At 70.0% G+C, this 24117-nt stretch carries 24 protein-coding genes and 1 riboswitch; of the genes, 16 read left to right on the top strand and 8 right to left on the bottom strand.

Annotated features, from left to right (window positions below):
* Positions 1-446: 446 nt before the first annotated feature.
* From AB0I82_RS16530 to gcvT, 4 genes are all read right to left on the bottom strand, one after another.
* Positions 447-1829 carry an L-serine ammonia-lyase gene (locus tag AB0I82_RS16530; protein WP_363257949.1) on the bottom strand — a complete coding sequence of 461 codons (1383 nt, stop codon included), beginning with the start codon at positions 1827-1829 and terminating at the stop codon, positions 447-449.
* Between the two features lie 272 nt (positions 1830-2101).
* Positions 2102-3364 carry a serine hydroxymethyltransferase gene (glyA, locus tag AB0I82_RS16525; protein ID WP_363257947.1) on the bottom strand — a complete coding sequence of 421 codons (1263 nt, stop codon included), beginning with the start codon at positions 3362-3364 and terminating at the stop codon, positions 2102-2104.
* Positions 3365-3429: 65 nt separating this feature from the next.
* Positions 3430-3807 carry a glycine cleavage system protein GcvH gene (gcvH, locus tag AB0I82_RS16520; RefSeq protein ID WP_363257946.1) on the bottom strand — a complete coding sequence of 126 codons (378 nt, stop codon included), beginning with the start codon at positions 3805-3807 and terminating at the stop codon, positions 3430-3432.
* Positions 3808-3948: 141 nt separating this feature from the next.
* Positions 3949-5073, bottom strand: coding sequence for a glycine cleavage system aminomethyltransferase GcvT (gcvT, locus tag AB0I82_RS16515; RefSeq protein ID WP_363257945.1), 1125 nt, complete (start codon positions 5071-5073; stop codon positions 3949-3951).
* A 151-nt stretch (positions 5074-5224) separates the two neighbouring features.
* Positions 5225-5321: riboswitch (glycine riboswitch) on the bottom strand.
* A 320-nt stretch (positions 5322-5641) separates the two neighbouring features.
* On the opposite strand from gcvT, the gene AB0I82_RS16510 reads away from it, so the two are divergent.
* The 10 genes from AB0I82_RS16510 to AB0I82_RS16465 all read left to right on the top strand — a co-directional run bounded on the left by AB0I82_RS16510 (position 5642) and on the right by AB0I82_RS16465 (position 16991).
* The gene (locus AB0I82_RS16510) at positions 5642-6229 is read left to right on the top strand and encodes an AAA family ATPase (RefSeq protein ID WP_363258394.1); all 588 of its coding nucleotides are present in this window, start codon (positions 5642-5644) and stop codon (positions 6227-6229) included.
* Between the two features lie 127 nt (positions 6230-6356).
* On the top strand, positions 6357-7181 hold the full coding sequence (locus AB0I82_RS16505) for an enhanced serine sensitivity protein SseB (RefSeq protein WP_363258393.1): 825 nt from the start codon (positions 6357-6359) through the stop codon (positions 7179-7181).
* A 161-nt stretch (positions 7182-7342) separates the two neighbouring features.
* Positions 7343-8131, top strand: coding sequence for an enhanced serine sensitivity protein SseB C-terminal domain-containing protein (locus AB0I82_RS16500; RefSeq protein ID WP_363257944.1), 789 nt, complete (start codon positions 7343-7345; stop codon positions 8129-8131).
* Between the two features lie 415 nt (positions 8132-8546).
* Positions 8547-9545 (top strand): ABC transporter permease, encoded by a 999-nt coding sequence (locus AB0I82_RS16495; protein ID WP_363257943.1) that lies wholly within the window; start codon positions 8547-8549, stop codon positions 9543-9545.
* 77 nt (positions 9546-9622) lie between these two features.
* The gene (locus AB0I82_RS16490) at positions 9623-11374 is read left to right on the top strand and encodes an ABC transporter substrate-binding protein (protein ID WP_363257942.1); all 1752 of its coding nucleotides are present in this window, start codon (positions 9623-9625) and stop codon (positions 11372-11374) included.
* Positions 11375-11445: 71 nt separating this feature from the next.
* Positions 11446-12456, top strand: coding sequence for an ABC transporter permease (locus AB0I82_RS16485; protein WP_363257941.1), 1011 nt, complete (start codon positions 11446-11448; stop codon positions 12454-12456).
* Positions 12457-12530: 74 nt separating this feature from the next.
* A complete protein-coding gene (locus tag AB0I82_RS16480; protein ID WP_363258392.1) occupies positions 12531-13601 on the top strand; it encodes an ABC transporter ATP-binding protein in 1071 nt (356 codons plus the stop codon).
* Positions 13598-14677: a dipeptide ABC transporter ATP-binding protein gene (locus AB0I82_RS16475; protein WP_363257940.1), complete on the top strand. Its 1080-nt coding sequence runs from the start codon at positions 13598-13600 to the stop codon at positions 14675-14677. Before AB0I82_RS16480 ends, AB0I82_RS16475 begins: the two co-directional genes overlap by 4 nt.
* A 141-nt stretch (positions 14678-14818) precedes the next feature.
* Complete coding sequence (locus AB0I82_RS16470; protein WP_363257939.1) at positions 14819-15664, top strand: thioesterase family protein; 846 nt, start codon at positions 14819-14821, stop codon at positions 15662-15664.
* A 157-nt stretch (positions 15665-15821) separates the two neighbouring features.
* Complete coding sequence (locus tag AB0I82_RS16465) at positions 15822-16991, top strand: cysteine desulfurase family protein (RefSeq protein ID WP_363258391.1); 1170 nt, start codon at positions 15822-15824, stop codon at positions 16989-16991.
* A 13-nt stretch (positions 16992-17004) separates the two neighbouring features.
* Here the strand turns inward: AB0I82_RS16465 and AB0I82_RS16460 are convergent, their stop codons facing one another.
* On the bottom strand, positions 17005-17697 hold the full coding sequence (locus AB0I82_RS16460; protein ID WP_363258390.1) for an N-acetylmuramoyl-L-alanine amidase: 693 nt from the start codon (positions 17695-17697) through the stop codon (positions 17005-17007).
* Positions 17698-17798: 101 nt separating this feature from the next.
* Here AB0I82_RS16460 and mnmA point away from each other — a divergent pair, with 101 nt between their 5' ends.
* Complete coding sequence (gene mnmA, locus AB0I82_RS16455) at positions 17799-18917, top strand: tRNA 2-thiouridine(34) synthase MnmA (RefSeq protein ID WP_363257938.1); 1119 nt, start codon at positions 17799-17801, stop codon at positions 18915-18917.
* Between the two features lie 56 nt (positions 18918-18973).
* A complete protein-coding gene (locus AB0I82_RS16450) occupies positions 18974-19111 on the top strand; it encodes a hypothetical protein (RefSeq protein ID WP_363257937.1) in 138 nt (45 codons plus the stop codon).
* Between the two features lie 2 nt (positions 19112-19113).
* Here AB0I82_RS16450 and AB0I82_RS16445 read toward each other — a convergent pair whose 3' ends face one another.
* Together AB0I82_RS16445 and AB0I82_RS16440 are read right to left on the bottom strand one after the other, a co-directional pair.
* Positions 19114-19371 carry a DUF397 domain-containing protein gene (locus tag AB0I82_RS16445; RefSeq protein WP_363257936.1) on the bottom strand — a complete coding sequence of 86 codons (258 nt, stop codon included), beginning with the start codon at positions 19369-19371 and terminating at the stop codon, positions 19114-19116.
* Positions 19368-20183, bottom strand: a complete 816-nt coding sequence (locus AB0I82_RS16440; RefSeq protein ID WP_363257935.1) for a helix-turn-helix transcriptional regulator — start codon at positions 20181-20183, stop codon at positions 19368-19370. The genes AB0I82_RS16445 and AB0I82_RS16440 overlap by 4 nt, the downstream gene beginning before the upstream one ends.
* Before the next feature lie 152 nt (positions 20184-20335).
* Here AB0I82_RS16440 and AB0I82_RS16435 point away from each other — a divergent pair, with 152 nt between their 5' ends.
* Positions 20336-20629, top strand: a complete 294-nt coding sequence (locus AB0I82_RS16435) for a hypothetical protein (RefSeq protein ID WP_363258389.1) — start codon at positions 20336-20338, stop codon at positions 20627-20629.
* Between the two features lie 44 nt (positions 20630-20673).
* Here AB0I82_RS16435 and AB0I82_RS16430 read toward each other — a convergent pair whose 3' ends face one another.
* Positions 20674-20970: a hypothetical protein gene (locus tag AB0I82_RS16430; RefSeq protein ID WP_363257934.1), complete on the bottom strand. Its 297-nt coding sequence runs from the start codon at positions 20968-20970 to the stop codon at positions 20674-20676.
* Between the two features lie 321 nt (positions 20971-21291).
* Here AB0I82_RS16430 and gdhA point away from each other — a divergent pair, with 321 nt between their 5' ends.
* The 3 genes from gdhA (at position 21292) to AB0I82_RS16415 (ending at position 24109) form a co-directional block, all read left to right on the top strand.
* Positions 21292-22611, top strand: a complete 1320-nt coding sequence (gdhA, locus tag AB0I82_RS16425; RefSeq protein ID WP_363258388.1) for an NADP-specific glutamate dehydrogenase — start codon at positions 21292-21294, stop codon at positions 22609-22611.
* 63 nt (positions 22612-22674) lie between these two features.
* Positions 22675-23217 carry a TIGR00730 family Rossman fold protein gene (locus tag AB0I82_RS16420; RefSeq protein WP_363257933.1) on the top strand — a complete coding sequence of 181 codons (543 nt, stop codon included), beginning with the start codon at positions 22675-22677 and terminating at the stop codon, positions 23215-23217.
* Between the two features lie 202 nt (positions 23218-23419).
* Complete coding sequence (locus AB0I82_RS16415) at positions 23420-24109, top strand: SDR family oxidoreductase (protein ID WP_363257931.1); 690 nt, start codon at positions 23420-23422, stop codon at positions 24107-24109.
* The last annotated feature ends 8 nt before the right edge of the window (positions 24110-24117 follow it).

The raw sequence follows: 24117 nt of genomic DNA, 5'->3' as shown, positions 1-24117 counted from the left end.
GCAATCCTCCCGCAACCGTGCGATTACCAAGCGTCACTGCGGTCCATCCTGGACATGCCCGCTGACGCAAGGTCTCAAAGGTGGAGTTGCCCTCCGACCGTGCTTCGTCGCTCCCCTCGACGTCCCCCGTGCACGACGGCTGTGCACGCTGTGTGAAAAGCGCCGTCGACAACCAAACGCCGTGCGGCGTACGGGAGTTCCCCGTGAGTCATACGGATACGGGGTATGGCTCCGGGGCGCAAGGGAAAAACGACAACGGGCCCGAACCGGGGGAGGTTCGGACCCGTCGCGGGGTAAAGAGGTCAGGCCGGGGGGCGGGGCGCGTAGCGCGCCACCAGCAGGCCCAGCGTTGCCAGAGCGATCAGCATCACGAGAATCACGAACCGGCGCCTGCCCCCAACCTCCGGGGGTATTCCGTGATCTGGATCACGTACGGGTTTGGCCCGTCAGCACTCGATGATGTTCACCGCCAGGCCGCCGCGCGCGGTCTCCTTGTACTTCACGGACATGTCGGCGCCGGTGTCCTTCATGGTCTTGATGACCTTGTCGAGGGAGACGTGGTGGCGGCCGTCGCCGCGCAGGGCCATGCGGGCCGCGGTGACGGCCTTCGCCGAGGCCATGCCGTTGCGCTCGATGCACGGGATCTGGACCAGGCCGCCGACCGGGTCGCAGGTCAGGCCGAGGTTGTGCTCCATGCCGATCTCCGCGGCGTTCTCCACCTGCTCCGGGGAGCCGCCCAGCACCTCCGCCAGGCCGCCCGCCGCCATCGAGCAGGCCGAGCCGACCTCACCCTGGCAGCCGACCTCGGCGCCGGAGATGGAGGCGTTCTCCTTGAAGAGCATGCCGATGGCGCCCGCGGCCAGCAGGAAGCGGACCACGCCCTCCTCGTCGGCGCCGGGCACGAAGTTCATGTAGTAGTGCAGGACGGCGGGGATGATGCCGGCCGCGCCGTTGGTGGGCGCGGTCACGACCCGGCCGCCGGCCGCGTTCTCCTCGTTGACGGCCATCGCGTAGAGGGTGACCCACTCCATCGCGTGGGCCTGCGGGTCGCCCTCGGAGCGCAGCGCGCGGGCCGCGTTCGCCGCCCGGCGGCGCACCTTCAGGCCGCCCGGCAGGATGCCCTCACGGGACATGCCGCGGCTCACGCAGGCCTGCATGACGTGCCAGATCTCCAGCAGCCCGGCGCGGATCTCCTCCTCCGTGCGCCACGCCTTCTCGTTCTCCAGCATCAGCGCGGAGATCGACAGGCCGGTCTCCTGGGCGAGCCGCAGCAGCTCGTCGCCGGTGCGGAAGGGGTACTTCAGCACGGTGTCGTCGAGCACGATGCGGTCGGCGCCGACCGCGTCCTCGTCGACGACGAAGCCGCCGCCCACCGAGTAGTACGTCTTCTCCAGCAGCGGGGCGCCGTGCTCGTCGTACGCGAAGAGGGTCATGCCGTTGGCGTGGTACGGCAGCGAGCGGCGGCGGTGCAGGATCAGCTCGGTCGACTCGTCGAAGTCGATCTCGTGCGCGTCGCCTATTTCGGCGTTCAGCAGCCGCAGCCGCTTGGTGGTGCGGATGCGCTCCACCATGTCGTCGGCCTTCTCGACGTCGACGGTGCGCGGCGAGTGGCCCTCCAGGCCCAGCAGGACGGCCTTGGGGGTGCCGTGGCCGTGGCCGGTGGCGCCGAGCGAGCCGAAGAGCTCGGCCCGTACGGACGTGGTCTGCGCGAGGAGGCCGTCCTTCTTGAGGCGGCCCACGAACATCCGTGCCGCGCGCATCGGGCCGACCGTATGGGAGGAGGACGGGCCGATGCCGATGGAGAAAAGATCGAAGACGGAGATGGCCACGGTGGCGGACTCCTTTGTCTGCTCAGGGTGGGCGAGGGGGCGGGTTGCGTGCCGGGCACGCTCCGCGGGAGCAGGCCGTGAACGGCGTAGGCGGGACGTTTCTGCGCCGACTGCCGAGCGTAACGCGACCAAGGGGGCATACGGGGCGGTCACCGGACGTCCTGTGGTGAGGCGCACATGGCGCACACGGCACGGCGCATGAGGGCGCACACGCCACGGGCCCGGGGACAGGATGCCCCGGGCCCGTGAAGCCCGTACGACGGCCAGGTGACTTACTTGCCCAGCTCCGGGTACAGCGGGTGCTTGTCGGCCAGCGCGGTGACGCGGGCCTTGAGGGCGGCCGCGTCGTACTCCGGCATCAGCGCCAGCGCGATGATGTCGGCGACCTCGCGGAAGTCCTCGGTCGTGAAGCCGCGGGTGGCCAGCGCCGGGGTGCCGATCCGCAGGCCCGAGGTGACCATCGGGGGCCGCGGGTCGTTCGGGACGGCGTTGCGGTTGACCGTGATGCCGACCTCGTGGAGGCGGTCCTCGGCCTGCTGACCGTCCAGCTCGCTGTCGCGCAGGTCGACCAGGACCAGGTGCACGTCGGTGCCGCCGGAGAGCACGTTCACGCCCGCCGCGCGCGCGTCGGGGGAGGTCAGGCGCTCGGCGAGGAGCTGGGCGCCCTCGACGGTGCGCTGCTGGCGTTCCTTGAAGTCCTCCGACGCGGCGACCTTGAAGGAGACCGCCTTGGCCGCGATCACGTGCTCCAGGGGGCCGCCCTGGAAGCCCGGGAAGACCGAGGAGTTCAGCTTCTTCGCGAAGTCCTTCTTGGCCAGGATGATGCCGCCGCGCGGACCGCCGAGCGTCTTGTGCGTGGTGGAGGTCACGATGTCGGCGTGCTCGACCGGGTTCGGGTGCAGACCCGCGGCGACCAGGCCGGCGAAGTGCGCCATGTCGACCCACAGGTACGCGCCGACCTCGTCGGCGATGCGCCGGAAGGCGGCGAAGTCCAGCTGGCGCGGGTACGCCGACCAGCCCGCGATGATCACCTTGGGGCGGTGCTCCTTGGCGAGCTGCTCGACCTCGGCCATGTCGACCAGGCCGTTGCCGTCGACGTGGTAGGGCACCACGTTGAACTGCTTGCCGGAGAAGTTCAGGCGCATACCGTGCGTGAGGTGCCCGCCGTGCGCCAGGTCCAGGCCGAGGATGGTGTCGCCCGGCTTGGCCATGGCGAACAGCGCCGCCTGGTTCGCGGAGGCGCCCGAGTGCGGCTGCACGTTGGCGTACTCGGCGCCGAACAGCTCCTTGACCCGGTCGATCGCGATCTGCTCGGTGACGTCGACGTGCTCGCAGCCGCCGTAGTAGCGGCGGCCGGGGTAGCCCTCGGCGTACTTGTTGGTGAGGACCGAGCCCTGCGCCTCCATGACGGCGACCGGAGCGAAGTTCTCCGACGCGATCATTTCGAGGGTGGACTGCTGACGGTGGAGTTCGGCGTCGACAGCGGCGGCGACGTCGGGGTCGAGCTCATGGAGGGAGCTGTTCAGAAGCGACATGAGTCTTCCTGGGTGGGAGCCTCCGAGGGGCTTGCGGGCCCCTCGGCACGGCGGGCGGGCGTAGGTCAGCCGGCGGTGAAAGCGGTGTACTCGTCGGCGGAGAGCAGGTCCTCCGGCTCGCCGCTCAGCTTCACCTTGAACAGCCAGCCGCCCTCGAAGGGGGCGGAATTCACCAGCGACGGGTCGGCCACGACGTCCTCGTTGATCTCGGTGACCTCACCGTCGACCGGGGAGTAGAGATCGCTGACGGACTTGGTCGACTCCAGCTCGCCGCAGGACTCGCCCGCGGTGACGGTGTCGCCGACCTCGGGGAGCTGGGCGAAGACGACATCGCCGAGCGCGTTGGCCGCGTGCTCGGTGATGCCGACCGTCGAGACGCCGTCCTCGGCGGCCGACAGCCACTCGTGCTCCTTGCTGTACCGGAGCTGCTGGGGGTTGCTCATGGTTCGATTCTCCTGGATGCGCGGGAATGATCGTGCAGAGGGTCTTGACAGGTGAGACGCGAACGCGTCACTTCTGTCGTCCGTAGGGAACTTCTACCGTCCGTACGGACGGGCCGTGGCGGGTTGCGCCACGCCGGGCGGCTACTTCTCCCGCTTGTAGAAGGGCAGCGCGACGACCTCGTACGGCTCGTGCTTGCCGCGGATGTCCACGGCGACGCCCTTCGTACCCGGCTCGGCGTGCGCCGCGTCCACGTACGCCATCGCGACCGGCTTGCCGAGGGTGGGGGAGGGGGCACCGGAGGTGACGGTACCGATGGCGGTGCCCTCGGCGTCCACGACCGGGTAGCCCGCGCGCGGCACGCGGCGGCCCTCGGCGATCAGCCCGACCAGCTTGCGCGGCGGGTTCTGCTCGGCGCGCTCGGCGGCCGCGGCCAGCGCGTCCCGGCCCACGAAGCGGCCCTCGTTCCCGGGCTTCTCGAACTTCACGACCCGGCCCAGGCCCGCGTCGAACGGCGTCAGGGAGGTGGACAGCTCGTTCCCGTACAGCGGCATGCCCGCCTCCAGGCGCAGCGTGTCGCGGCAGGACAGGCCGCAGGGGACCAGGCCCGCGTCCTTGCCGGCCTCGGTCAGCGCCTCCCAGAGCGCGACCGCGTCGGCGGGCCGGACGAACAGCTCGAAGCCGTCCTCGCCGGTGTAGCCGGTCCGGGCGATCAGCGCGGAGACGCCCGCGACGGTGCCGGGCAGGCCCGCGTAGTACTTGAGGCCGTCCAGGTAGGCGTCCGTGAGCGACTTCACGATGCCCGCCGACTCCGGGCCCTGGACCGCGAGCAGCGCGTACGCGTCGCGGTCGTCCCGTACGGCGGCGTCGAAGCCGGCCTGCCGGGCGATGAGCGCGTCCAGCACGGTCTGCGCGTTGGAGGCGTTGGCCACGACCATGTACTCCTGGTCGGCCAGCCGGTAGACGATCAGGTCGTCCAGGATCCCGCCGTCCTCCTGGCAGATCATCGTGTACCGGGCGCGGCCCGGCTTCACCGAGCCGATGTTGCCGACCAGCGCGTAGTCGAGGAGGTCGGCCGCCTGGGGCCCGGTGACGGTGATCTCGCCCATGTGGGAGAGGTCGAAGAGGCCGGCGCGGGTGCGGACGGCGACGTGCTCGTCGCGCTCGCTGCCGTAGCGCAGCGGCATGTCCCAGCCGGCGAAGTCGGTCATGGTCGCGCCGAGCGCGCGATGCGTGGCATCGAGCGCAGTGCGACGGGGTTCACTCATGGCAGCGGGCTCCCGGGGATGGACGACAGGGACGTATCGGACGTCTCCCCATCTGTCATCGGAACCTGAGAGGTTCACCGACAGCCCCGATCGGGCTTCGGCTTGCACCTTGGGTGGGGCCGCACCCGGGCGGCCCGCTTTTCAGATCTGCCTCGTCCGCGCAGTACAGGGGCCTGAGAGATTCAAGGGAGTACTTGCTCCTTCGGCGCCCCGCCGTGGCCTGGCGGGAACTCTCCCGCGCGGATTCAAGCGGCCGGTATGCAGTTGAGTGCCGGTGTGCGCTCACGGATGCACGGTGGCGCGCACATCATTGCACGGCAGCGCCCGATAGAGGAGTCCCGGCCCGCACACCCGGTGTCCCTCGCACGACCTGCCCCGCGCTTGAAGCTCATTACCTTTTCTTGACACTCTGCGGGTATGGGGGAGACCCAGTGAACCAACGGGGAGGGCGATCACGGTGCAGAGGCAAGCCGTATGCGCGACGACGGCGGGGGTCGCGCCCGGCGCGGTGCCGCGCCGTGCCCGCGTGCCCAAGGCGGTGGTGCGTCCCGGCCGCGGCGCGCCCCTGATGGATCTGCGCGGCATGGAAGGTGAGGCGGCCGTGCGGCAGCTGGACTTTCCCGCGGGCGGCCTGGTGGTCGTCTCGGGCCTGCCCGGCAGCGGCAAGAGCACGCTGATGCACCGCGTGGTGCCCGCGCTGGACCGGGCCGGTGCGCCCGTGCACCGCATCGATTCCCAGGACGTACGGGAGCGCTGGGAGGCGGGCCGGCTCGGTTGGCTGCCGTACGGCCTGATCCGCCCGCTGGTCCGGGCCGCGCACTACCACGGCCTGCGGCAGGCGCTGCGCTCCGGCGGCAGCGTGGTCGTGCACGACTGCGGCACGCTCGCCTGGGTACGCCGCTGGATCGCGCGCACCGCCCGGCGGGAGGGCCGTGAGCTGCATCTCGTCCTGCTCGACGTGCCGCCTGCGGTGGCGCTCTCCGGGCAGCGGGCCAGGGGCCGCGGGGTGTCCGGTTACGCCTTCGGGCGGCACCGGCGCGCGGTCCGGCGACTGCTGGCCAGGGCCCGGACGGCGCGGCTGCCGAAGGGCTTCACGGCGTCGGTGCTGCTGGACCGGCGGGCGGCGGACGCGCTGGAGCGGACGACGTTCGGCTGACGGGGCCGCGCTGTCCGGCTGACGGGACCGCGCTTCCGTGCCGCATGTGAGATACGCCCGAGAAGAACCGGCCGGTCGGACGCTAGGGTTTTCGATCAGGCAGCGCGGCACGAAGCGGGTGGTGACCATGGACATTCCGGAGCAGAGCATCCCTGGGCAGGGCATTTCCGAAGAAGGCATTCCGCAGTTGGCCTGGCCGGCCAATGAGCTGGAGGAGGTGCTCGCGGCGTCGGTCGGTCACCCCGGCGCCGGCGCCCGGATCGTCGAGGTGCTCGGCCGCAGCCGGATATGGGTGCCGCTGCCCAAGGGCGGCGGCCCCGACAGCGCCGGCTTCGGCCGGCCCGGCCTGGACCTGCCCACGGTGGAGCTGCCCGACGGCATGGCGTACGTCCCCGTCTTCAGCTCCGAGCAGGAGTTCCTGCGGGTCGTCGGGGCACACATGCCGTGCACGGTCGCGCCCGCCCGTGAGTTCGCCCGCGGCCTGCCGCCGAAGATCGGCATCGCGGTGAATCCGGACGGCACCGTCGGCGTACCGCTGCCGCCGCCCGCCGTGGCCGAGCTGTGCCGCGGTGACATGCCGCGCGACGGCCTGCCCTCCGGTGGCCGGGTGCGGCTGTACGAGCCGGACTGGCAGGACGAGCCGGTGGACTTCCTCGCCGCGGCGGGGCTGGAGTTCTCCGGCGTCCCGTACGTCACGACCGCCCGTCGCTGCCTCGCGAACATCGAGGGCGACGCGCCCACGCTCTTCGTCGGTGTGCAGGTCGCCGACCCGGCGGCGGCACTCCAGGACCAGGCGCAGCGGGACGGCGCGCTCGCCGCCCTGGGCCGGGCCCTCGGCGCCGTACCGGTGCCGTGGCCGGTCCAGCTGGTCATGCTGGACATCGCGCAGGACCCCGTCGTGGACTGGATGCGGGAGCGGGTCCGGCCGTTCTACGCACAGGACCTGGGGTAACCGCGCGGCCGCGGACCGGCCCGTACGGAAGCGGAATAGCGGCCCGTACCAGGACGGATCGCGCGCGCCCGGCCCGGGGCCGGTGCCGGACCCGCCCTTAAGCTGGTGCAATGACCGGGCGGGCGCCCTTGCGTGCCTGCCGAGAGAAGGGACGGGGACACGTGAGCGCGGGTGCGCATCAGGGAGCGGCGGCCGGCCAGGTCGAGCAGGTGCTGCAGCAGGTCTCGCCCGGCCGGTACGACGCCTATGAGGCGCTGCTGCAGGCGCTGGCCGGGGGCCAGGTGTGGATGCTGCTGTGGCAGGGCAGCGCCGGGGCCGCCGATGCGCAGTACGGCAACATGGAGGTCGACGGGCTCGGCTACGCGCCGTGCGTGACCTCCCCGGCGGAGCTCGCGGCCAGCGGCTGGACCCGCGCCCACGAAGTGGTCTCCGGGCCCGAGATCGCCGCCGCGCTCTACCCCGACCGCTGGGGCCTGTGGCTGAACCCGCACGCGCCGGGCGGCGGCGTCGGCATTCCCTGGCTGGACCTGCGCCGGATCGCCGGCGGCCTGGACCGGCTGCCCGCAGGGCCCCTGCGGATCACCGAACCGGCCGTGGAGATCCCGCAGTTCTACGCCCTCCTAGGGCAGAACGCGCACCGCACCCCGGCCGTCCGCGCGCTGCGCCGCGCCTGGGTCCAGCCCGCGCTCGGCGTCCCGTATCTGGCGATCGGCCTGGAGCTGTACGACACGAGCCCGGCCGCCGTGGAGTCCGTACGGCTGATGATGCAGCAGTCCATCGGCGCGGTTCCGGAGGGACTGCCTGTCTCGACGGTGGCGATGGAGGACGAATACGACCCGGTGGGCATGTGGATGCGCGCCTACGCGCGCCCCTTCTTCGACCGCGGTGCACAGGACCCCACCGCCGCCCCCACCGCCGCTCACGGTTACGGCTACCCCCGCCCCTACTGAGGTCACGCCCGACCCCGCCCGCCCCCGTCGCGGCGTGAAAGTGCCGTCGCCCCTCGCGCCGACGTGTGCCGAATTGCCCTCCTGTGTACCGTCGTTGAGGCCGCCGCCGGGCGGGGGCGCGAACCGCTGAGCCGTCCCGGATGTCCGTATAACGGAATGCCGTGGAGCACATCACAGTTGCGCATCCTTTCCCCGGCAGGGCTGGTGACTGATCGCGACTCGGATGAAGACTCCCGCAGCAGGGCCTGGACCCTGTGTGCGACAAGCAACTCGACCGCTGTCGCGCGGACATCCGAAAAACGCTGAGCTGCAAGACCTCCGGACGTCCGCCGGCGCGCACACCAGTGATGTGAACCGAGCCGCCGACGCGGCGGACATGGGCCGGCCAAGCGCGGCCGAGAGGGGTCTAAGGCACGTGACCGCACCGATCGAGACCACCGGGGCGGCTGCCGAGGCGCAGCCGGAAGCGGTGCTGGAAGGCGTGCCGAGCAAGCGGATCGAGGGCCGCTCGCTCGGTCAGATCGCCTGGCTGCGCTTCAAACGCGACAAGGTCGCGGTGGTCGGCGCCATCGTTGTCACCGCGCTCATCGTGATCGCGGCGCTCTCCCGGCCCCTGCAGTCGCTCCTCGGCCTGGACCCGAACGAGCCGAATCAGTCGCTGATCGACCCCAACACCACCCTGCCGCTCGGCGACTTCGGCGGCATGAGCGCGGACCACCCGCTCGGCGTGGACCCCAAGTTCGGCCGCGACCTGCTCGCGCGGGTCCTGGAGGGCTCCTGGGTCTCGCTGATCGTGGCGTTCGGCGCGACGCTGCTGTCGGTGGCGATCGGCACGGTCCTGGGCGTGGTGGCGGGCTACTACCGCGGCCGGGTGGACGCGGTGATCAGCCGGATGATGGACGTCTTCCTGGCGTTCCCGCTGCTGCTCTTCGCCATCGCCATCTCCGCCTCGCTGCAGGGCGGCGCCTTCGGCCTGGAGGGCCTGCCGCTGCACATCTCGGTCCTGATCTTTGTGATCGGCTTCTTCAACTGGCCGTACATGGGCCGCATCGTGCGGGCCCAGACGCTGTCGCTGCGGGAGCGCGAATTCGTCGACGCGGCCCGGGGGATGGGCGCACGCGGCCCGTTCATCCTCTTCCGGGAGCTGCTGCCGAACCTGGTGGGGCCCATCGTCGTGTACTCCACGCTGCTGATCCCCTCGAACATCCTCTTCGAGGCCGCCCTCAGCTTCCTCGGTGTCGGTATCCAGCCCCCGCAGTCCTCCTGGGGCGGAATGCTGAACCAGGCGGTCAAGTACTACGAGGTCGACCCCCAGTACATGCTCGTCCCCGGCCTCGCGATCTTCGTCACCGTGCTCGCGTTCAACCTGCTCGGTGACGGCCTGAGGGACGCGCTGGACCCGCGCAGCCGCTGACACCGCTCCGGCAACGCCCGGGCGGTACCGGCTAGTTCCACCGAAGTTTCCGACGAACGAAGGGGAAACCGAGCATCATGCGAAGGTCAGTTCCGGTCGCGGCGATCGCGGCCATATCCAGTGCGGGCCTTTTGCTGGCCGGCTGCAGTGGCGGCAAGGACGCGAACGAAGGCGCGTCCGCGGCGAACGCCGCGACGAAGGGCATCGTCAACGCCTCGGACGCGAAGGGCGGGACGGTCAACTACGCGATCAGCGACGCCCCCGAGTCCTTCGACCCGGGCAACACCTACTACGCCTTCATCTACAACTTCAGCCGTCTCTACGCGCGTCCGCTCACCACCTTCAAGCCGGCTCCCGGCGAGAAGGGCAACGAGCTGGTGCCCGACCTCGCCGAGTCGATGGGCAAGCCCTCCGACGGCGGCAAGACCTGGACGTACAAGCTCCGCAAGGGCGTGAAGTACGAGGACGGCAAGGAGGTCACGTCCCAGGACGTGAAGTACGCGGTGGAGCGCTCCAACTTCGCCCGCGACACCCTCTCGCTCGGCCCGAACTACTTCCAGCAGTTCCTGGAGGACAAGGACAAGTACAAGGGTCCGTACAAGGACAAGTCCAAGGCCGGGCTGAAGTCCATCGAGACGCCCGACGACCACACGATCGTCTTCCACCTGAAGAAGCCGTTCGCGGAGTTCGACTACCTGGTGTCCGCGCCGCAGACCGCGCCGGTCCCGCAGGCCAAGGACAAGGGCGCCGACTACACCAAGAACGTGGTCTCCAGCGGCTCGTACAAGTTCCAGAGCTACCAGGAGGGCAAGCAGCTCGTCCTGGTACGCAACCCGCAGTGGTCCGCCAAGACCGACCCGCTGCGCAAGCAGCTCCCGGACAAGATCGTCCTGAAGATGAAGGTCGCCCAGTCGACCATCGACAAGGACCTGCAGTCCGGCAACACCCAGATCGACCTCGCCGGGCGCGGCGTGGACGGCCAGACCCAGGCCCAGCTGCTGACCGACCCGAAGCTCAAGGCCAACACGGACAACGCGCTCGGCCAGCGGCTGGTCTACACGGCGATCAACAGCAAGGTGAAGCCGTTCGACAAGCTGGAGTGCCGCCAGGCCGTGCAGTACGCGATCGACAAGCGCGCCGTGCAGACCTCGCTCGGCGGCCCGATCCGCGGTGACATCGCGTCCACCGTCCTGCCGACCGACATCGCCGGGTACCAGAAGTTCGACATGTACCCGCAGAAGTACGACGCCAAGGACAAGCTGGATCTGACCGAGGCGAAGAAGAAGTGGAAGGAGTGCGGCGCCGGCAAGACCGACACCACCATCCTCGCCCGCTCGGACCGCCAGGACGAGGTCGACGCGGCCACCACCGTCATCGACTCGCTGAAGAAGATCGGCATCAACGCCAAGATCCAGCAGTACCCGACGAGCAAGTACTTCTCGGACTACGCGGGCGTGCCGAAGTTCAACAAGAAGAACAACGTCGGTCTGATCATGATGCAGTGGGGCTCGGACTTCCCGACCGGCTACGGCTACCTGCAGCAGATCCTGAACGGCAAGGCGATCAGCCAGTCCGGCAACACCAACCTCTCGGAGCTGGACAACCCGGAGATCAACAAGCTGCTCGACACCGCCATCGCCAACACCGACCAGGCCGCGCGCGAGAAGGCGTACGCCGAGATCGACAAGAAGACGATGGAGCAGGCGGTGATCGTGCCGCTGACCTACTTCAAGGTGCTGATGTACCGCTCGCCGGAGGCCACGAACCTGGTGTCCACCTCGGCCTTCAGCGGTCAGTACGACTACCTCAACGTCGGCATCAAGAAGTAGCAGCCCCGGAAGGCAGGTGAAGGCATTGGTGCCCGCCGGCGGCGGCCGGCGGGCACCGACGCCGCAGTCCCGTGTTCTCGTACATCATCCGCAGGTTGATCAGCGCAGTGATCCTGCTGCTGATCGTCAGCGCGGTCACCTTCGGCATCTTCTTCCTGCTGCCGAAGCTGGCCGGGCAGTCCTCCGACCAGCTCGCACAGCAGTACATCGGCAAGGCCCCCACCGCCGCGGACATCGCCGCGGTGAAGAAGAACCTCGGCTTGGACAAGCCGGTGTACGAGCAGTACTGGGACTTCCTCAAGGGCATCTTCGTCGGCGTCGACTACAAGTTCGGGCCCGAGGCGGCCCGCTGTAACGTGCCGTGCTTCGGCTACTCCTTCAAGACCCACATCGAGGTCTGGCCCGAGATCCAGTCCCGGCTCCCGGTGACCCTCTCGCTGGCCGCCGGTGCCGCCGTGGTCTGGGTCGTCTCCGGCGTCGCCACCGGCGTGCTCTCCGCGCTGCGCCCCGGTTCGCTCTTCGACCGCGCGGCGATGGGCGTGGCGCTGGCCGGCGTCTCGCTCCCCATGTTCTTCACCGGCGCCCTGGCGCTGGCCCTCTTCACGTACCAGTGGCCGATCTTCGAGCGCAGTGACTACGTACCGCTCCTGGAGGACCCGTTCGCCTGGGCGCGCACCCTCGTCCTGCCCTGGGTCACCCTCGCCTTCCTCTACTCGGCGCTGTACGCCCGGCTCACCCGCGCCGGCATGCTGGAGACGCTGAACGAGGACTACATCCGTACCGCACGGGCCAAGGGCCTGCGCGAGCGCAAGGTCGTCGTCCGGCACGGCCTGCGCGCCGCGCTCACCCCGATCATCACCGTCTTCGGCATGGACCTCGGCCTGCTGCTCGGCGGCGCGCTCATCACCGAGCAGGTCTTCTCCCTCCAGGGCGTGGGCGCCTTCGCCGTCCAGGCGATCACCGCCAACGACCTGCCCAACATCCTCGGCGTCACCCTGCTCGCCGCCTTCTTCATCGTCCTGTGCAACCTGGTGGTGGACGTCCTGTACGCCGCCGTCGACCCGCGGGTGAGGCTCTCGTGACCGACTCCGACGACCTGACCAAGACCACCGCGGCGACGGATGCGGCAGCGGCCCCGGAGGCAGGCTCCGCGGCGATCGCCGAGCCGGTGGCGGAGGGCGGCGCCGCCCCCACCGCGTTCCTCGAAGTACGCGACCTCAAGGTGCACTTCCCGACCGACGACGGCGTCGTGAAGTCCGTCGACGGCCTCTCCTTCAAGCTGGAGAAGGGCAAGACCCTCGGCATCGTCGGCGAGTCCGGCTCCGGCAAGTCCGTGACCTCGCTCGCCGTGATGGGCCTGCACCGGGCCTCCCGGCAGCAGCGCAGCAAGGTGCGGATGTCCGGCGAGATCTGGCTGGACGGCCAGGAGCTGATCGGCGCCGACCCCGACGACGTGCGGCGGCTGCGCGGCCGCGAGATGGCGATGATCTTCCAGGACCCGCTGTCCGCGCTGCACCCCTTCTACTCGGTCGGCAACCAGATCGTGGAGGCGTACCGCGTCCACCACGACGTCGACAAGAAGACCGCACGCAAGCGCGCGATCGAGATGCTGGACCGGGTCGGCATCCCGCAGCCGGACAAGCGGGTGGACGACCATCCGCACCAGTTCTCCGGCGGCATGCGGCAGCGCGCGATGATCGCGATGGCGCTGGTCAACAACCCCGAGCTGCTCATCGCCGACGAGCCGACCACCGCCCTGGACGTGACCGTCCAGGCGCAGATCCTCGACCTGATCCGCGATCTCCAGAAGGAGTTCGGCTCGGCGGTCATCATCATCACCCACGACCTGGGCGTGGTCGCCGAGCTCGCGGACGACCTGCTGGTCATGTACGGCGGGCGGTGCGTGGAGCGCGGCCCCGCCGAGAAGGTCTTCTACGAGCCGCAACACCCCTACACCTGGGGCCTGCTCGGCTCGATGCCGCGCATCGACCGCGAGCAGACCGACCGCCTCATCCCGGTGAAGGGCTCCCCGCCCAGCCTGATCAACGTCCCCTCCGGCTGTGCCTTCAACCCGCGCTGCCCGTACGCGGACATCCCGAAGGACAACCTCACCCGTACGGTCCGCCCCGAGCTGCGCCAGGTCGAGGGAGGCCACTTCTCCGCCTGCCACATGTCGCAGGAGGAGCGGGAGCGGATCTGGACCGAAGAGATTGCGCCGAAGCTGTGACCGAGACAGAAGCTGTGACCGAGACGAACGACAAAACGACGGAGTCCGCACCCCTCCTGAAGGTGCGCGGCCTGGTCCGGCACTTCCCGATCACCAAGGGCCTGCTCAAGCGCCAGGTCGGCGCCGTACAGGCGGTCGACGGCATCGACTTCGAGGTGTACCCGGGCGAGACGCTGGGCGTGGTCGGCGAGTCCGGCTGCGGCAAGTCCACGATGGGCCGGCTGATCACCCGGCTCGACGAGCCGACCGGCGGCACCATCGAATTCGAGGGCCGGGACATCACGCATCTGTCGACCGGCGGGATGCGTCCGATGCGCCGCGACGTCCAGATGATCTTCCAGGACCCGTACGGCTCGCTGAACCCGCGGCACACCATCGGCGGCATCGTCGGCACCCCCTTCCGCCTCCAGAACGTCGAGCCCGAGGGCGGCGTGAAGAAGGAGGTGCAGCGGCTGCTGGAGCTGGTGGGGCTGAGCCCGGAGCACTACAACCGGTACCCGCACGAGTTCTCCGGCGGCCAGCGCCAGCGCATCGGCATCGCCCGCGCGCTCGCGCTCAAGCCCAAGCTGGTCGTCGCCGACGAGCCGGTCTCCGCGCTGGACGTCTCCATCCAGGCCCAGGTCGTGAACCTGATGGACGACCTCCAGGAGGAGCTGGGCCTGACGTACGTGATCATCGCGCACGACCTGTCGGTCATCCGGCACGTCTCGGACCGGATCGCGGTGATGTACCTCGGCAAGATCGTCGAGCTGGCGGACCGCGACTCGCTGTACAAGGCGCCGATGCACCCGTACACCAAGGCGCTGCTCTCCGCGGTCCCCGTACCGGACCCCAAGCGGCGCACCCAGCGCGACCGCATCCTGCTCAAGGGCGACGTGCCCTCGCCGATCAACCCGCCCTCCGGCTGCCGCTTCCGCACCCGCTGCTGGAAGGCGACGGAGGTCTGCACGACGACGGAGCCGCCGCTGGTCGCGCTGCGGACGGGGCATCAGGTGGCTTGCCATCACCCGGAGAACGCGCCGGACCAGGCCCCGGAGAACGCCTCGGGTGAGGCGTCGAAGGCGGCTCCGCAGTAGTACGTGGTCGACCGCCGGTCACCGGGGCAGCAGCCGGTGATCGGCGGTCCGCAGCCCTCGTGACCGGCGGTCCGCAGCCCTCGTGACCAGCGGTCAAGACGCCTCTACCGGTCGGTAATAATTCCATGTACCGTGCAGCGCATGGCAGAGGTGACCATAGGCAACAGCGAGTTCGACCGTGACACGGCGATCGTCCGCCGCTCTCCCGGCGTGTACGACGCGGAGCTCTCCGCGGGCTGGACGATCATCCACGCGGTCAACGGGGGCTACCTCCTCGCGCTGATGGGCCGCGCCCTGGGCGACGCGCTGCCGCACCCCGACCCGATGACGGTCACCGCCCACTACCTCACCGCCTCCCGGCCGGGCCCCGCCGTGATCCGCACCGAGGTCGTCCGCACCGGCCGCACGATGTCCACCGGTACCGCGACCCTCGTCCAGTTCGAGGACGACGGCACCGAGGTCGAGCGGCTGCGCGTACTGGCCGCCTACGGCGACCTCGACGCGCTCCCCGACGACGTCCGCACCACCGCCAAGCCGCCCGCCATGCCCCCGTACGAGGAGTGCTTCGGTGCGGACGCGGCGCCCGAGGGCCGCCCCGCGCTCCCCGGCAGCTCGGCGATCACCGAGCGGCTCGACGTCCGCCTTGACCCCGCGACCTGCGGCTGGGCCGTCGGCGCGCCCAGCGGCAACGGCGAGATGCGCGGCTGGTTCGGCCTCGCCGACGGCCGCGACGCCGACCCGCTCTCCCTCCTCCTCACGGTCGACGCGCTGCCGCCCACCGCCTTCGAGATGGGCCTGAAGGGCTGGGTCCCCACCGTGGAGCTCACCACCCACATCCGCTGCCGCCCCGCGCCCGGCCCGCTCCGCGTCTCGATCACCACCCGCAACCTCGCCGGCGGCTTCCTGGAGGAGGACGCCGAGGTCTGGGACGCCAACGACCGCCTGGTCGCGCAGTCGCGGCAGCTGGCGCGGGCGCTGCTGGACTGACCGCGCGCAGGGTGCGCCCGGCGGCGGTTTTCACGGCTGTCGGCAGCGGTTTTACGGCTCTCCGCTGGGGTTTTACGGAGGGTGCCTCCGAGCGCCGGGTGCGCGCCGGGTATGCGCTCCCGTAGGGCCCCCGGCAGCTCGTAGAATCGTGCGCACCATGGTTTACCTCGACCACGCCGCCACCACCCCGATGCTTCCGGAGGCGGTGCAGGCGATGACCGCCCAGCTGACCGCCACCGGCAATGCCTCCTCGCTGCATGCCGCCGGCCGGCGTGCCCGCCGTACCGTCGAGGAGGCCAGGGAATCCCTCGCCGCCTCGCTCGGCGCACGCCCCAGTGAGGTCGTCTTCACCGCGGGCGGCACGGAGGCCGACAACCTCGCCGTCAAGGGCCTGTACTGGGCCCGCCGGGACGCTGAGCCGTCCCGTACCCGCGTACTGGCCAGCCCCGTCGAGCACCACGCCGTGCTCGACGCGGTCGAGTGGCTCGCCGAGCACGAGGGCGCGCACGTGGAGTGGCTGCCGGTGGACACGTACGGGCGCGTGCACCCGGACGCGCTGCGCGAGGCGATCGCCAAGGACCCCTCCGACGTCGCGCTGATCACCGTCATGTGGGCCAACAACGAGATCGGCACCGTCCAGCCGGTCACCGAACTGGCCTCCGTGGCGCGCGAATTCAACATCCCCATGCACGCGGACGCGGTGCAGGCGTTCGGGCAGCTGGAGGTCGACTTCGGGGCGAGCGGGCTGGCCGCCATGACGGTCTCCAGCCACAAGATCGGCGGCCCGTACGGCATCGGGGCGCTGCTGCTGGGCCGCGAGTACGCGCCCGTGCCCGTGCTGCACGGCGGCGGCCAGGAGCGCCACGTACGCTCCGGCACCCTCGACACGCCCGCGATCGCCGGCTTCGCCGCGGCCGGGCGGCACGCCGTCGCGCACCGCGAGGAGTTCGCGCGCGAGATCGGCGCCCTGCGCGACGAGCTGATCACGGCCGTACGGGCCGCCGCGCCCGACGCGGTGCTGGGCGGCGACCCGGACCCGGCCGGGCGCCTCCCCGCCAACGCGCACTTTTCCTTCCCCGGCTGCGAGGGCGACTCCCTGCTGCTCCTCCTGGACGCGCAGGGCATCGAATGCTCCACCGGCTCGGCCTGCACGGCCGGCGTCGCCCAGCCCAGCCACGTACTCCTCGCCACCGGCATGGCCCCGGACCTGGCCCGCGGCACCCTCCGCTTCTCCCTCGGCCACACCTCCACAAAGGAGGACGTGGCGGCTTTGGCGGAGGCAATCGGCCCAGTGGTCGAACGCGCACGGAGCGCGGGACTGAGCTGAGCCGGGGCGGCGGCTAGGCCGGGGCCTTCCCCGGGTCCCGCCCCTTGCCCGGATTCCGGGACAGGGCCTCCCTCACCAGCTCCATGTACCGATCCCAGTCCCAGAGCGGCCCCGGATCCGTGTGATCCGCCCCCGGCACCTCAATGTGGCCGATCACATGCTCACGATCCGCCGGAATCCCGTACCGCGCGCAAATATCCGCCGTAAGCCTCGCAGAGCTCTCGTACATCGCGCCCGTGAAGTCCTGCGGCCGATCGACGAACCCCTCGTGCTCAATACCGATGCTGCGCTCGTTGTACTCCCGGTTCCCCGCGTGAAAGGCGACATCCAGCTCCCGCACCGTCTGCGCCACATGCCCGTCCTTCCGCACGACGTAGTGCGAGGCCGCGCCATGAGCCGGATTACGGAACACCCGCAGGGCAGTCGCATAGCTGCCCTGCACGACATGCACCACCACCCGGTCGATCACGTAATCGGCCGGGCGATCGGCCCGCCGCCAGTTCGCCCCGGACGCGGCGGACCACTGCGCACTCGGATAGTCCACCTCGCCCGGTTTGCGCGGTTTCTCCTGGCCGGGCAGTCGCCACCACCAGCGCTCCAGCTGGTCGTGCGCCGCCAGTCCCCCGGCCGCCACCGCGACCGTCCCGCCGATCAGCACCGCGCGGCGGCCGATGCTTCTGCGGGCCGTGTGATCACCGTCTCCCATGCGCTGAACAACGCTCACCACCCACCTTCCGGTTCCGCCCGACGCCCGCGGTACCGCTCGCTTCCCTCCGCGCCAGTGGTTCCGTCTACTCTTGAAGAGCTATGACTGAAGCCTCCCGCCGCCTCCGCGTGCTCGCCGCCATGTCCGGCGGTGTCGACTCCGCCGTCGCCGCCGCCCGCGCCGCCGAGGCGGGCCACGACGTGACCGGCGTACACCTCGCGCTCTCCGAGAACCCCAAGTCCTTCCGCACCGGCGCCCGCGGCTGCTGCACGATCGAGGACTCGCACGACGCCCGCCGTGCCGCCGACGTCATCGGCATCCCCTTCTACGTCTGGGACCTCGCCGAACGCTTCCGCGAGGACGTCGTGGACGATTTCGTCGCGGAGTACGAAGCGGGCCGCACGCCCAACCCCTGCCTCCGCTGCAACGAAAAGATCAAGTTCGCAGCGCTCCTCGACAAGGCCCTCGCCCTCGGCTTCGACGCGGTCTGCACGGGCCACTACGCCACGGTCGTGACCCGCGAGGACGGCACCCGCGAGCTGCACCGCGCCTCCGACATGGCCAAGGACCAGTCCTACGTCCTCGGCGTCCTGGACGAGCGCCAGCTCGCGCACGCGATGTTCCCCCTCGGCGACACGCTCACCACCAAGGCCGAGATCCGCGAAGAGGCAGCCCGCCGCGGCCTGTTCGTCGCCAAGAAGCCCGACAGCCACGACATCTGCTTCATCGCCGACGGCGACACCCAGGGCTTCCTCGCCAAGCGCCTGGGCCGCGCCGAGGGCGACATCGTCGACGAATCCGGTACGAAGCTGGGCACGCACGAGGGCGCGTACGGCTACACCATCGGCCAGCGCAAGGGCCTCCGCATCGGCACCCCGGCCCCCGACGGCAAGCCGCGCTACGTCCTGGACATCTCCCCGGTCGACAACACCGTCACCGTCGGCCCCGCCGAGGCCCTCGACGTGACGGCCCTCACCGCCATCCGCCCCCGCTGGTGCGGCACACCCCCGGCCGGCCCCGGCACGTACACCGCCCAGCTCCGCGCCCACGGCGACGAAACCGAGGTCACCGCCGAGCCCACCGACGACGGCTTCAAGGTCACCTTCACCACCCCGGCCCGAGGCGTAGCCCCCGGCCAGGCGATCGTCCTGTACGACGGCACCCGGGTGGTCGGCTCGGCAACGATCGCGACCACCACGCGGGCCACGGCAGGGGTATGACGCAGGTCCTATAGCCGGAAACCGCCCCATTGGACGAATTGGACGACACGACGCCCATGAGGGGACCTGTAGACGTCGTTTATGGAGAAGGCGCGCGGCTCGCCGCATCGGTCTCCCTCGTCCTCGCCTCGGCGAAGATAGAGCCCTACCGGCCGAAGAAGCCCCGCGGCTTCTGCAGCGACTGCGGCTGCTGACGCTACGTGGCGACGAAGGCTCCCGTCGACGCGGCCTGAGCGAAGTCCGCCCAGGCGCCGGGGGAGACCGTGAGGGGCCTGCGCGCCGTGTCCTTGGAGTCGCGGATGTGTATCGCGTCGGGGCAAGCGGCCACCTCGACGCAGGCTTCGCCCTCGCTGCCGCTGTAACTGGACTTCCGCCAGGCCACGGCAACTTCGATGCAGGCCTCGTCCTGGCCGCCGCTGTAACTGCTCTTGAACCACGCCAGATCGTTGTTCATGACTCTCCTGTCAGCAATCGCTGAATGAAGGCTCGCGACGCCTCGGCATCGAGGGCCTGGGATCTGATGGTGCCGTAGCGATGACTCAACACGCTGACGTCATCGGGCTCGGTCAGGAAGTAACTGCCCTTCTGGCCCTCGACGTAGACGATCGTGTGGTGGTCCGGCGTCTCCAGCAAGGTCATGGGGCCGTCCAGCCCCGCGTGGGTCTCGCGCGCGAGCGGCATCACCTGGAGCTGGACGTTGTGCAGCTCGGAGAGCTTGAGCAGGTGCTTCAACTGGTCTTCCCAGATCGTCCGTCCGCCGATCTTCCGGTAGAGCGTGTGCTCCTCCAGCACGAAGGTCATTCTGCAGGCGGGCGTGCGCGTGAGCAGCTTCTGCGTCGCCAGCCGGGCCTGGACGGACTGCTCGATCTCCTCCTCGGTCAGACTCGGGCGCAGGCAGCCGAAGACCGCGCGGGCGTACTCCGGGGTCTGCAACAGGCCGTGGAGCAGGTGCGTGCAGTAGACATGCAACGCCAGCGCCTGCGCCTGGAGATGGACGTACTCCTCCGCCCACGCCGGGTGGTGTTTCTCCGACACGTCCGGGGCCAGGACGCAGAGGAGGCCGTCCGCGCCCAGTACGGCATCCACCGCGTCGACGTACCCCGGCTTCGGGGGGCGTTCGCCGCGCTCGACCATGGCGATGAAGGACTCGGAGTACGGGATGAGCCCGGACAGCTCGCGGCGGGTCAGGTCGCGTTTCTCGCGCAGGTAACGCGACTGCTTGCCGAAGATCAGCAGACTGGTGGGTGGTTCTTTGGACTTGGGCATCGGGCATCCTCCGCTGACGCCGGTCGTACGTCGTACCGCATTGCACGGATCGCACACCCGCCGTCCGTCTCCGCACAACGAATCCGATCCAGTACGCAGAGTAACCGCGACCACTGACAATCGGCCCCATGACGGATGAAATGCCTGGTGAGATGCCTGGTGAGACGCCTCGTGAAGTGCCCGTTCACGCCCTTCGGTTGCTGCCGTGGACGACGCCTGACGGCCGTCCCTGCTACCTCTCCACCGACGGCACGGGGCCCGTGTCCGCGCTCGCCGACAGCGTCGAGCGGATCCAGCTCGGGATGGGGGAGGAACTCCTGCGGCACGCCCGTGCGATGCATGCCGATCCGAAGGTCACGGATGCCGAGTTCCGCTACCTGTCCCTCCGTCTGGCGGAGGCGCTGAGTGATGCCCTGCGCGTGGCGGACTGCCGTGCGCGCCGGTGATCAGAGGATTGATCGGAGAACTGATCCGAGGACGGGGCGGAGGACTAGCCGCCGCCCAGGGCCGAGAGGCCCTTGCGGAGGTCGTCCGCATTCATGACCGGCGTGTACTGGACCTTCGCGCCGAGTTCCAGGAAGAACGGCTCGCCGGTCTTCGGCATCTGGGACGGGTCCTCCAGGTCGAAGAAGATAAACGCCGTACGGTATCCGTCCTGCGTCGTGAAATAGGCCGCTTCGGGACGGAGCTCCGTCAGCGCGGTCTCGATCGTCTTCGGAAGAGTGCCGTTCTTGATGGCATCGTTCGAGGTTGGTGTGTCGAGTTGAACCTTGAGCAACATTCGCATGGGAAACCCCTTTCCGGTTTCCGGCCGGGCGGGTGCTCCTTGAGGGGTACCGGAAGGGCCCGGTCGCACATATCTCCAGCGTCGCGCTGCCCCGCCGCGGGGGCAACGCGGGAGCGCGGCCCATGGGGCGCACACCGGAATTTCTGTTCGGGTTCCAGGAGAACCGGATACCGTGCGTGGCGGGCGGGGACATAGAGTCGCGGGGCGACGGGACGTCAACGGCCGTCTATGGGAAGGAAAATGATCGTGACGGTGCAAGCGGATCGTACGGAGCCCACGGAGGTCAAGGCCGCCGGGGATCATGGGGCCGGGCCGGCCGGCCTGTATGCCGAGCTGGTCCGGCGCAATCCCGGGGAGCCGGAATTCCACCAGGCGGCTCTGGAAGTACTGGAGACCCTCGACCCGGTGCTCGCCGTGCGCCGCGAGCTCGCCGACGCCCGCATTCTGGAGCGCGTCGTCGAGCCGGAGCGGCAGATCATGTTCCGGGTGCCGTGGACGGACGACAAGGGGCGCATTCGCGTCAATCGCGGCTTCCGGGTGGAGTTCAACAGCGCCCTCGGCCCCTACAAGGGCGGCCTGCGCTTCCACTCCTCGGTCAACCTCGGCATCGTGAAGTTCCTCGGTTTCGAGCAGATCTTCAAGAATGCGCTCACCGGACTGAACATCGGCGGCGGCAAGGGCGGCAGCGACTTCGACCCGCACGGCCGGTCCGACGCCGAGGTCATGCGGTTCTGCCAGTCCTTCATGACCGAGCTGCACCGCCACCTCGGGGAGCACACCGACGTACCGGCCGGTGACATCGGCGTCGGCGGCCGCGAGATCGGCTACCTCTTCGGCCAGTACCGGCGGATCACCAACCGCTGGGAGGCCGGGATGCTCACCGGCAAGGGCCTGGAGTGGGGCGGCTCGCTGGTCCGTACGGAGGCCACCGGATACGGAAACGTACTGTTCACCGCCGAGATGCTGAAGCAGCGCGGCGAGGACCTGGACGGCCGGCAGGTCGTGGTCTCCGGTTCCGGCAACGTCGCGATCTACACCATCGAGAAGGCGCAGGCCCTCGGTGCGAACGTGCTGACCTGCTCGGACTCCGGCGGGTACGTCGTGGACGAGAAGGGCATCGATCTTGATCTGCTGAAGCAGATCAAGGAGGTCGAGCGCGGGCGCGTCAGCGACTACGCGGAGCGGCGCGGGTCCTCGGCGACGTATGTGCCGGGCGGCTCCGTATGGGACGTCCCCGCCGATGTGGCGCTGCCCTCGGCCACGCAGAACGAGCTGGACGAGGACGCCGCGCGCGTACTGGTGCGCAACGGCGTGAAGGCGGTGTCCGAGGGCGCGAACATGCCCACGACTCCGGGTGCGGTCGCGGTGTTCCGGGAGGCCGGGGTGGCTTTCGGGCCCGGTAAGGCGGCCAACGCGGGTGGTGTCGCGACGAGCGCGCTGGAGATGCGGCAGAACTCCGCCCGGGAGTCGTGGACCTTCGAGCGTACGGAGGGCGAGCTCGCGGCCATCATGGAGAACATCCACCGCACGTGCTTCGAGACGGCCGAGCGGTACGGCCGCCCCGGTGACTACGTCGTCGGCGCGAACATCGCCGGTTTCGAGCGGGTCGCGGACGCGATGCTGGCGCAGGGTCTGATCTGACGCGGCCCTGATGGAGGGCGGGGGACCGTTCGGAGGCCCCCCGCCCACTCGTATCGTTGCCCTATGAACATTTGCGTCTTCTGCTCCGCCGCCGACCTCTCGGAGACCTACACCGTCCCCGCCCGCGAATTCGCCGAACTGATCGGCAAGGGCGGGCACGCGCTGGTCTGGGGCGGCTCGGACACCGGCCTGATGAAGGTCATGGCGGACGGCGTGCAGGAGAACGGCGGCCGGCTCATCGGCATCTCCGTGGAGTTCCTGGCCCACAAGGCGCGCGCGGGCGCGGACGAGATGGTGATCACCGCGGACCTCGCCGAGCGCAAGGCGGCGCTGCTCGCCCGCGCCGACGCCATCGTGGTCATGGTCGGCGGCACCGGCACGCTCGACGAGGCCACCGAGATCCTGGAGCTGAAGAAGCACGGCCTGAACACCAAGCCCGTCGTCATCCTGAACACCAACGGCTTCTACGACGGCCTCAAGCAGCAGTTCCAGCGCATGGAGCAGGAAAACTTCCTCCCCGTCCCGCTCACCGAGCTGGCCTTCTTCGCCGAGGACGGCGTGGGCGCGCTGGCTTACCTGGAGGAGCAGGCGGGGGTGCAGGGCTGACGCCTGCCGCGGTGGACTCCGTACGACTTGTTGCGCGGTGGGCTCAGTACAACCTTGCGCGGCGAGTTAGTACGACTTTCGCGCTGGCCCCGATTGCGCAGACCCAGAGGCCCCCACCAGGGGGTTACCCAGGTGGGGGTGCGGATATCCGGCGGCGGTGCCCAAGCGGTCGCCGGAAAGTGCGGCCCTTAGGATCGCCCCCATGGGTACGCACTTGATCACCGGGGCTGGGTCGGGCATTGGGACGGCGGTCGCGCGGCGGCTGGCCGATCGGGGGGAGGAGCTGTGGCTGCTGGCCCGGGATGCGGGGCGCGCCAAGGAGCTGGCCGCGGAGTTCCCCGGGGCGCGCACGGTCGTCGGTGACCTCGGCGTACCGGAGAAGCTCGCCTGGGCGCTCGGCCACCAGACGCTGCCCGACCGGCTGGACTCCGTCCTGCACATCGCGGGCGTCGTCGAGCTGGGCGCGGTCGCCGACCTGCCCGCCAAGAGCTGGCAGCGCCAGCTGACCGCCAACCTGGTCGCGCCGGCCGAGCTGACCCGCCTCTTCCTGCCGCAGCTGCGGCTCGCGCAGGGGCATGTGGTCTTCGTCAACTCCGGGGCCGGACTGCGCGCGAACCCGCAGTGGGGTGCGTACGCGGCCAGCAAGCACGGGCTGAAGGCGCTCGCGGACGCGCTGCGCGCCGAGGAGCACGAGAACGGCGTCCGCGTCACCTCCGTCTATCCGGGGCGCACCGCGACGGCCATGCAGGCCAGCGTGCACCAGCAGGAGGGCAAGGAGTACGACCCGTCCCGCTGGATCGACCCCGAGTCGATCGCGACGACGGTCCTCACCGCCCTCGACCTCCCCCGGGACGCCGAGATCACCGATCTGTCGGTGCGTCCGGGGAGCTGAACGACTCC

The organism is Streptomyces sp. NPDC050315 (genome assembly GCF_040655775.1).
Lineage (GTDB): Bacteria > Actinomycetota > Actinomycetes > Streptomycetales > Streptomycetaceae > Streptomyces.
Note: the sequence above shows the minus strand (reverse complement) of the source record. Positions and strands in the feature narration are given on the sequence as shown.

Coding starts and splice junctions, on each gene's coding strand:
- AB0I82_RS16465 (WP_363258391.1), top strand. CDS start 15,822: ATGGTTTACCTCGACCACGCCGCCACCACCCCGATGCTTCCGGAGGCG.
- AB0I82_RS16460 (WP_363258390.1), bottom strand. CDS start 17,697: ATGGGAGACGGTGATCACACGGCCCGCAGAAGCATCGGCCGCCGCGCG.
- AB0I82_RS16445 (WP_363257936.1), bottom strand. CDS start 19,371: ATGAACAACGATCTGGCGTGGTTCAAGAGCAGTTACAGCGGCGGCCAG.
- glyA (WP_363257947.1), bottom strand. CDS start 3,364: ATGTCGCTTCTGAACAGCTCCCTCCATGAGCTCGACCCCGACGTCGCC.
- AB0I82_RS16440 (WP_363257935.1), bottom strand. CDS start 20,183: ATGCCCAAGTCCAAAGAACCACCCACCAGTCTGCTGATCTTCGGCAAG.
- AB0I82_RS16450 (WP_363257937.1), top strand. CDS start 18,974: ATGAGGGGACCTGTAGACGTCGTTTATGGAGAAGGCGCGCGGCTCGCC.
- AB0I82_RS16415 (WP_363257931.1), top strand. CDS start 23,420: ATGGGTACGCACTTGATCACCGGGGCTGGGTCGGGCATTGGGACGGCG.
- AB0I82_RS16505 (WP_363258393.1), top strand. CDS start 6,357: ATGGACATTCCGGAGCAGAGCATCCCTGGGCAGGGCATTTCCGAAGAA.
- AB0I82_RS16470 (WP_363257939.1), top strand. CDS start 14,819: ATGGCAGAGGTGACCATAGGCAACAGCGAGTTCGACCGTGACACGGCG.
- AB0I82_RS16435 (WP_363258389.1), top strand. CDS start 20,336: ATGCCTGGTGAGACGCCTCGTGAAGTGCCCGTTCACGCCCTTCGGTTG.
- mnmA (WP_363257938.1), top strand. CDS start 17,799: ATGACTGAAGCCTCCCGCCGCCTCCGCGTGCTCGCCGCCATGTCCGGC.
- AB0I82_RS16510 (WP_363258394.1), top strand. CDS start 5,642: ATGGATCTGCGCGGCATGGAAGGTGAGGCGGCCGTGCGGCAGCTGGAC.
- gcvT (WP_363257945.1), bottom strand. CDS start 5,073: ATGAGTGAACCCCGTCGCACTGCGCTCGATGCCACGCATCGCGCGCTC.
- AB0I82_RS16430 (WP_363257934.1), bottom strand. CDS start 20,970: ATGCGAATGTTGCTCAAGGTTCAACTCGACACACCAACCTCGAACGAT.
- AB0I82_RS16420 (WP_363257933.1), top strand. CDS start 22,675: ATGAACATTTGCGTCTTCTGCTCCGCCGCCGACCTCTCGGAGACCTAC.
- gcvH (WP_363257946.1), bottom strand. CDS start 3,807: ATGAGCAACCCCCAGCAGCTCCGGTACAGCAAGGAGCACGAGTGGCTG.
- AB0I82_RS16490 (WP_363257942.1), top strand. CDS start 9,623: ATGCGAAGGTCAGTTCCGGTCGCGGCGATCGCGGCCATATCCAGTGCG.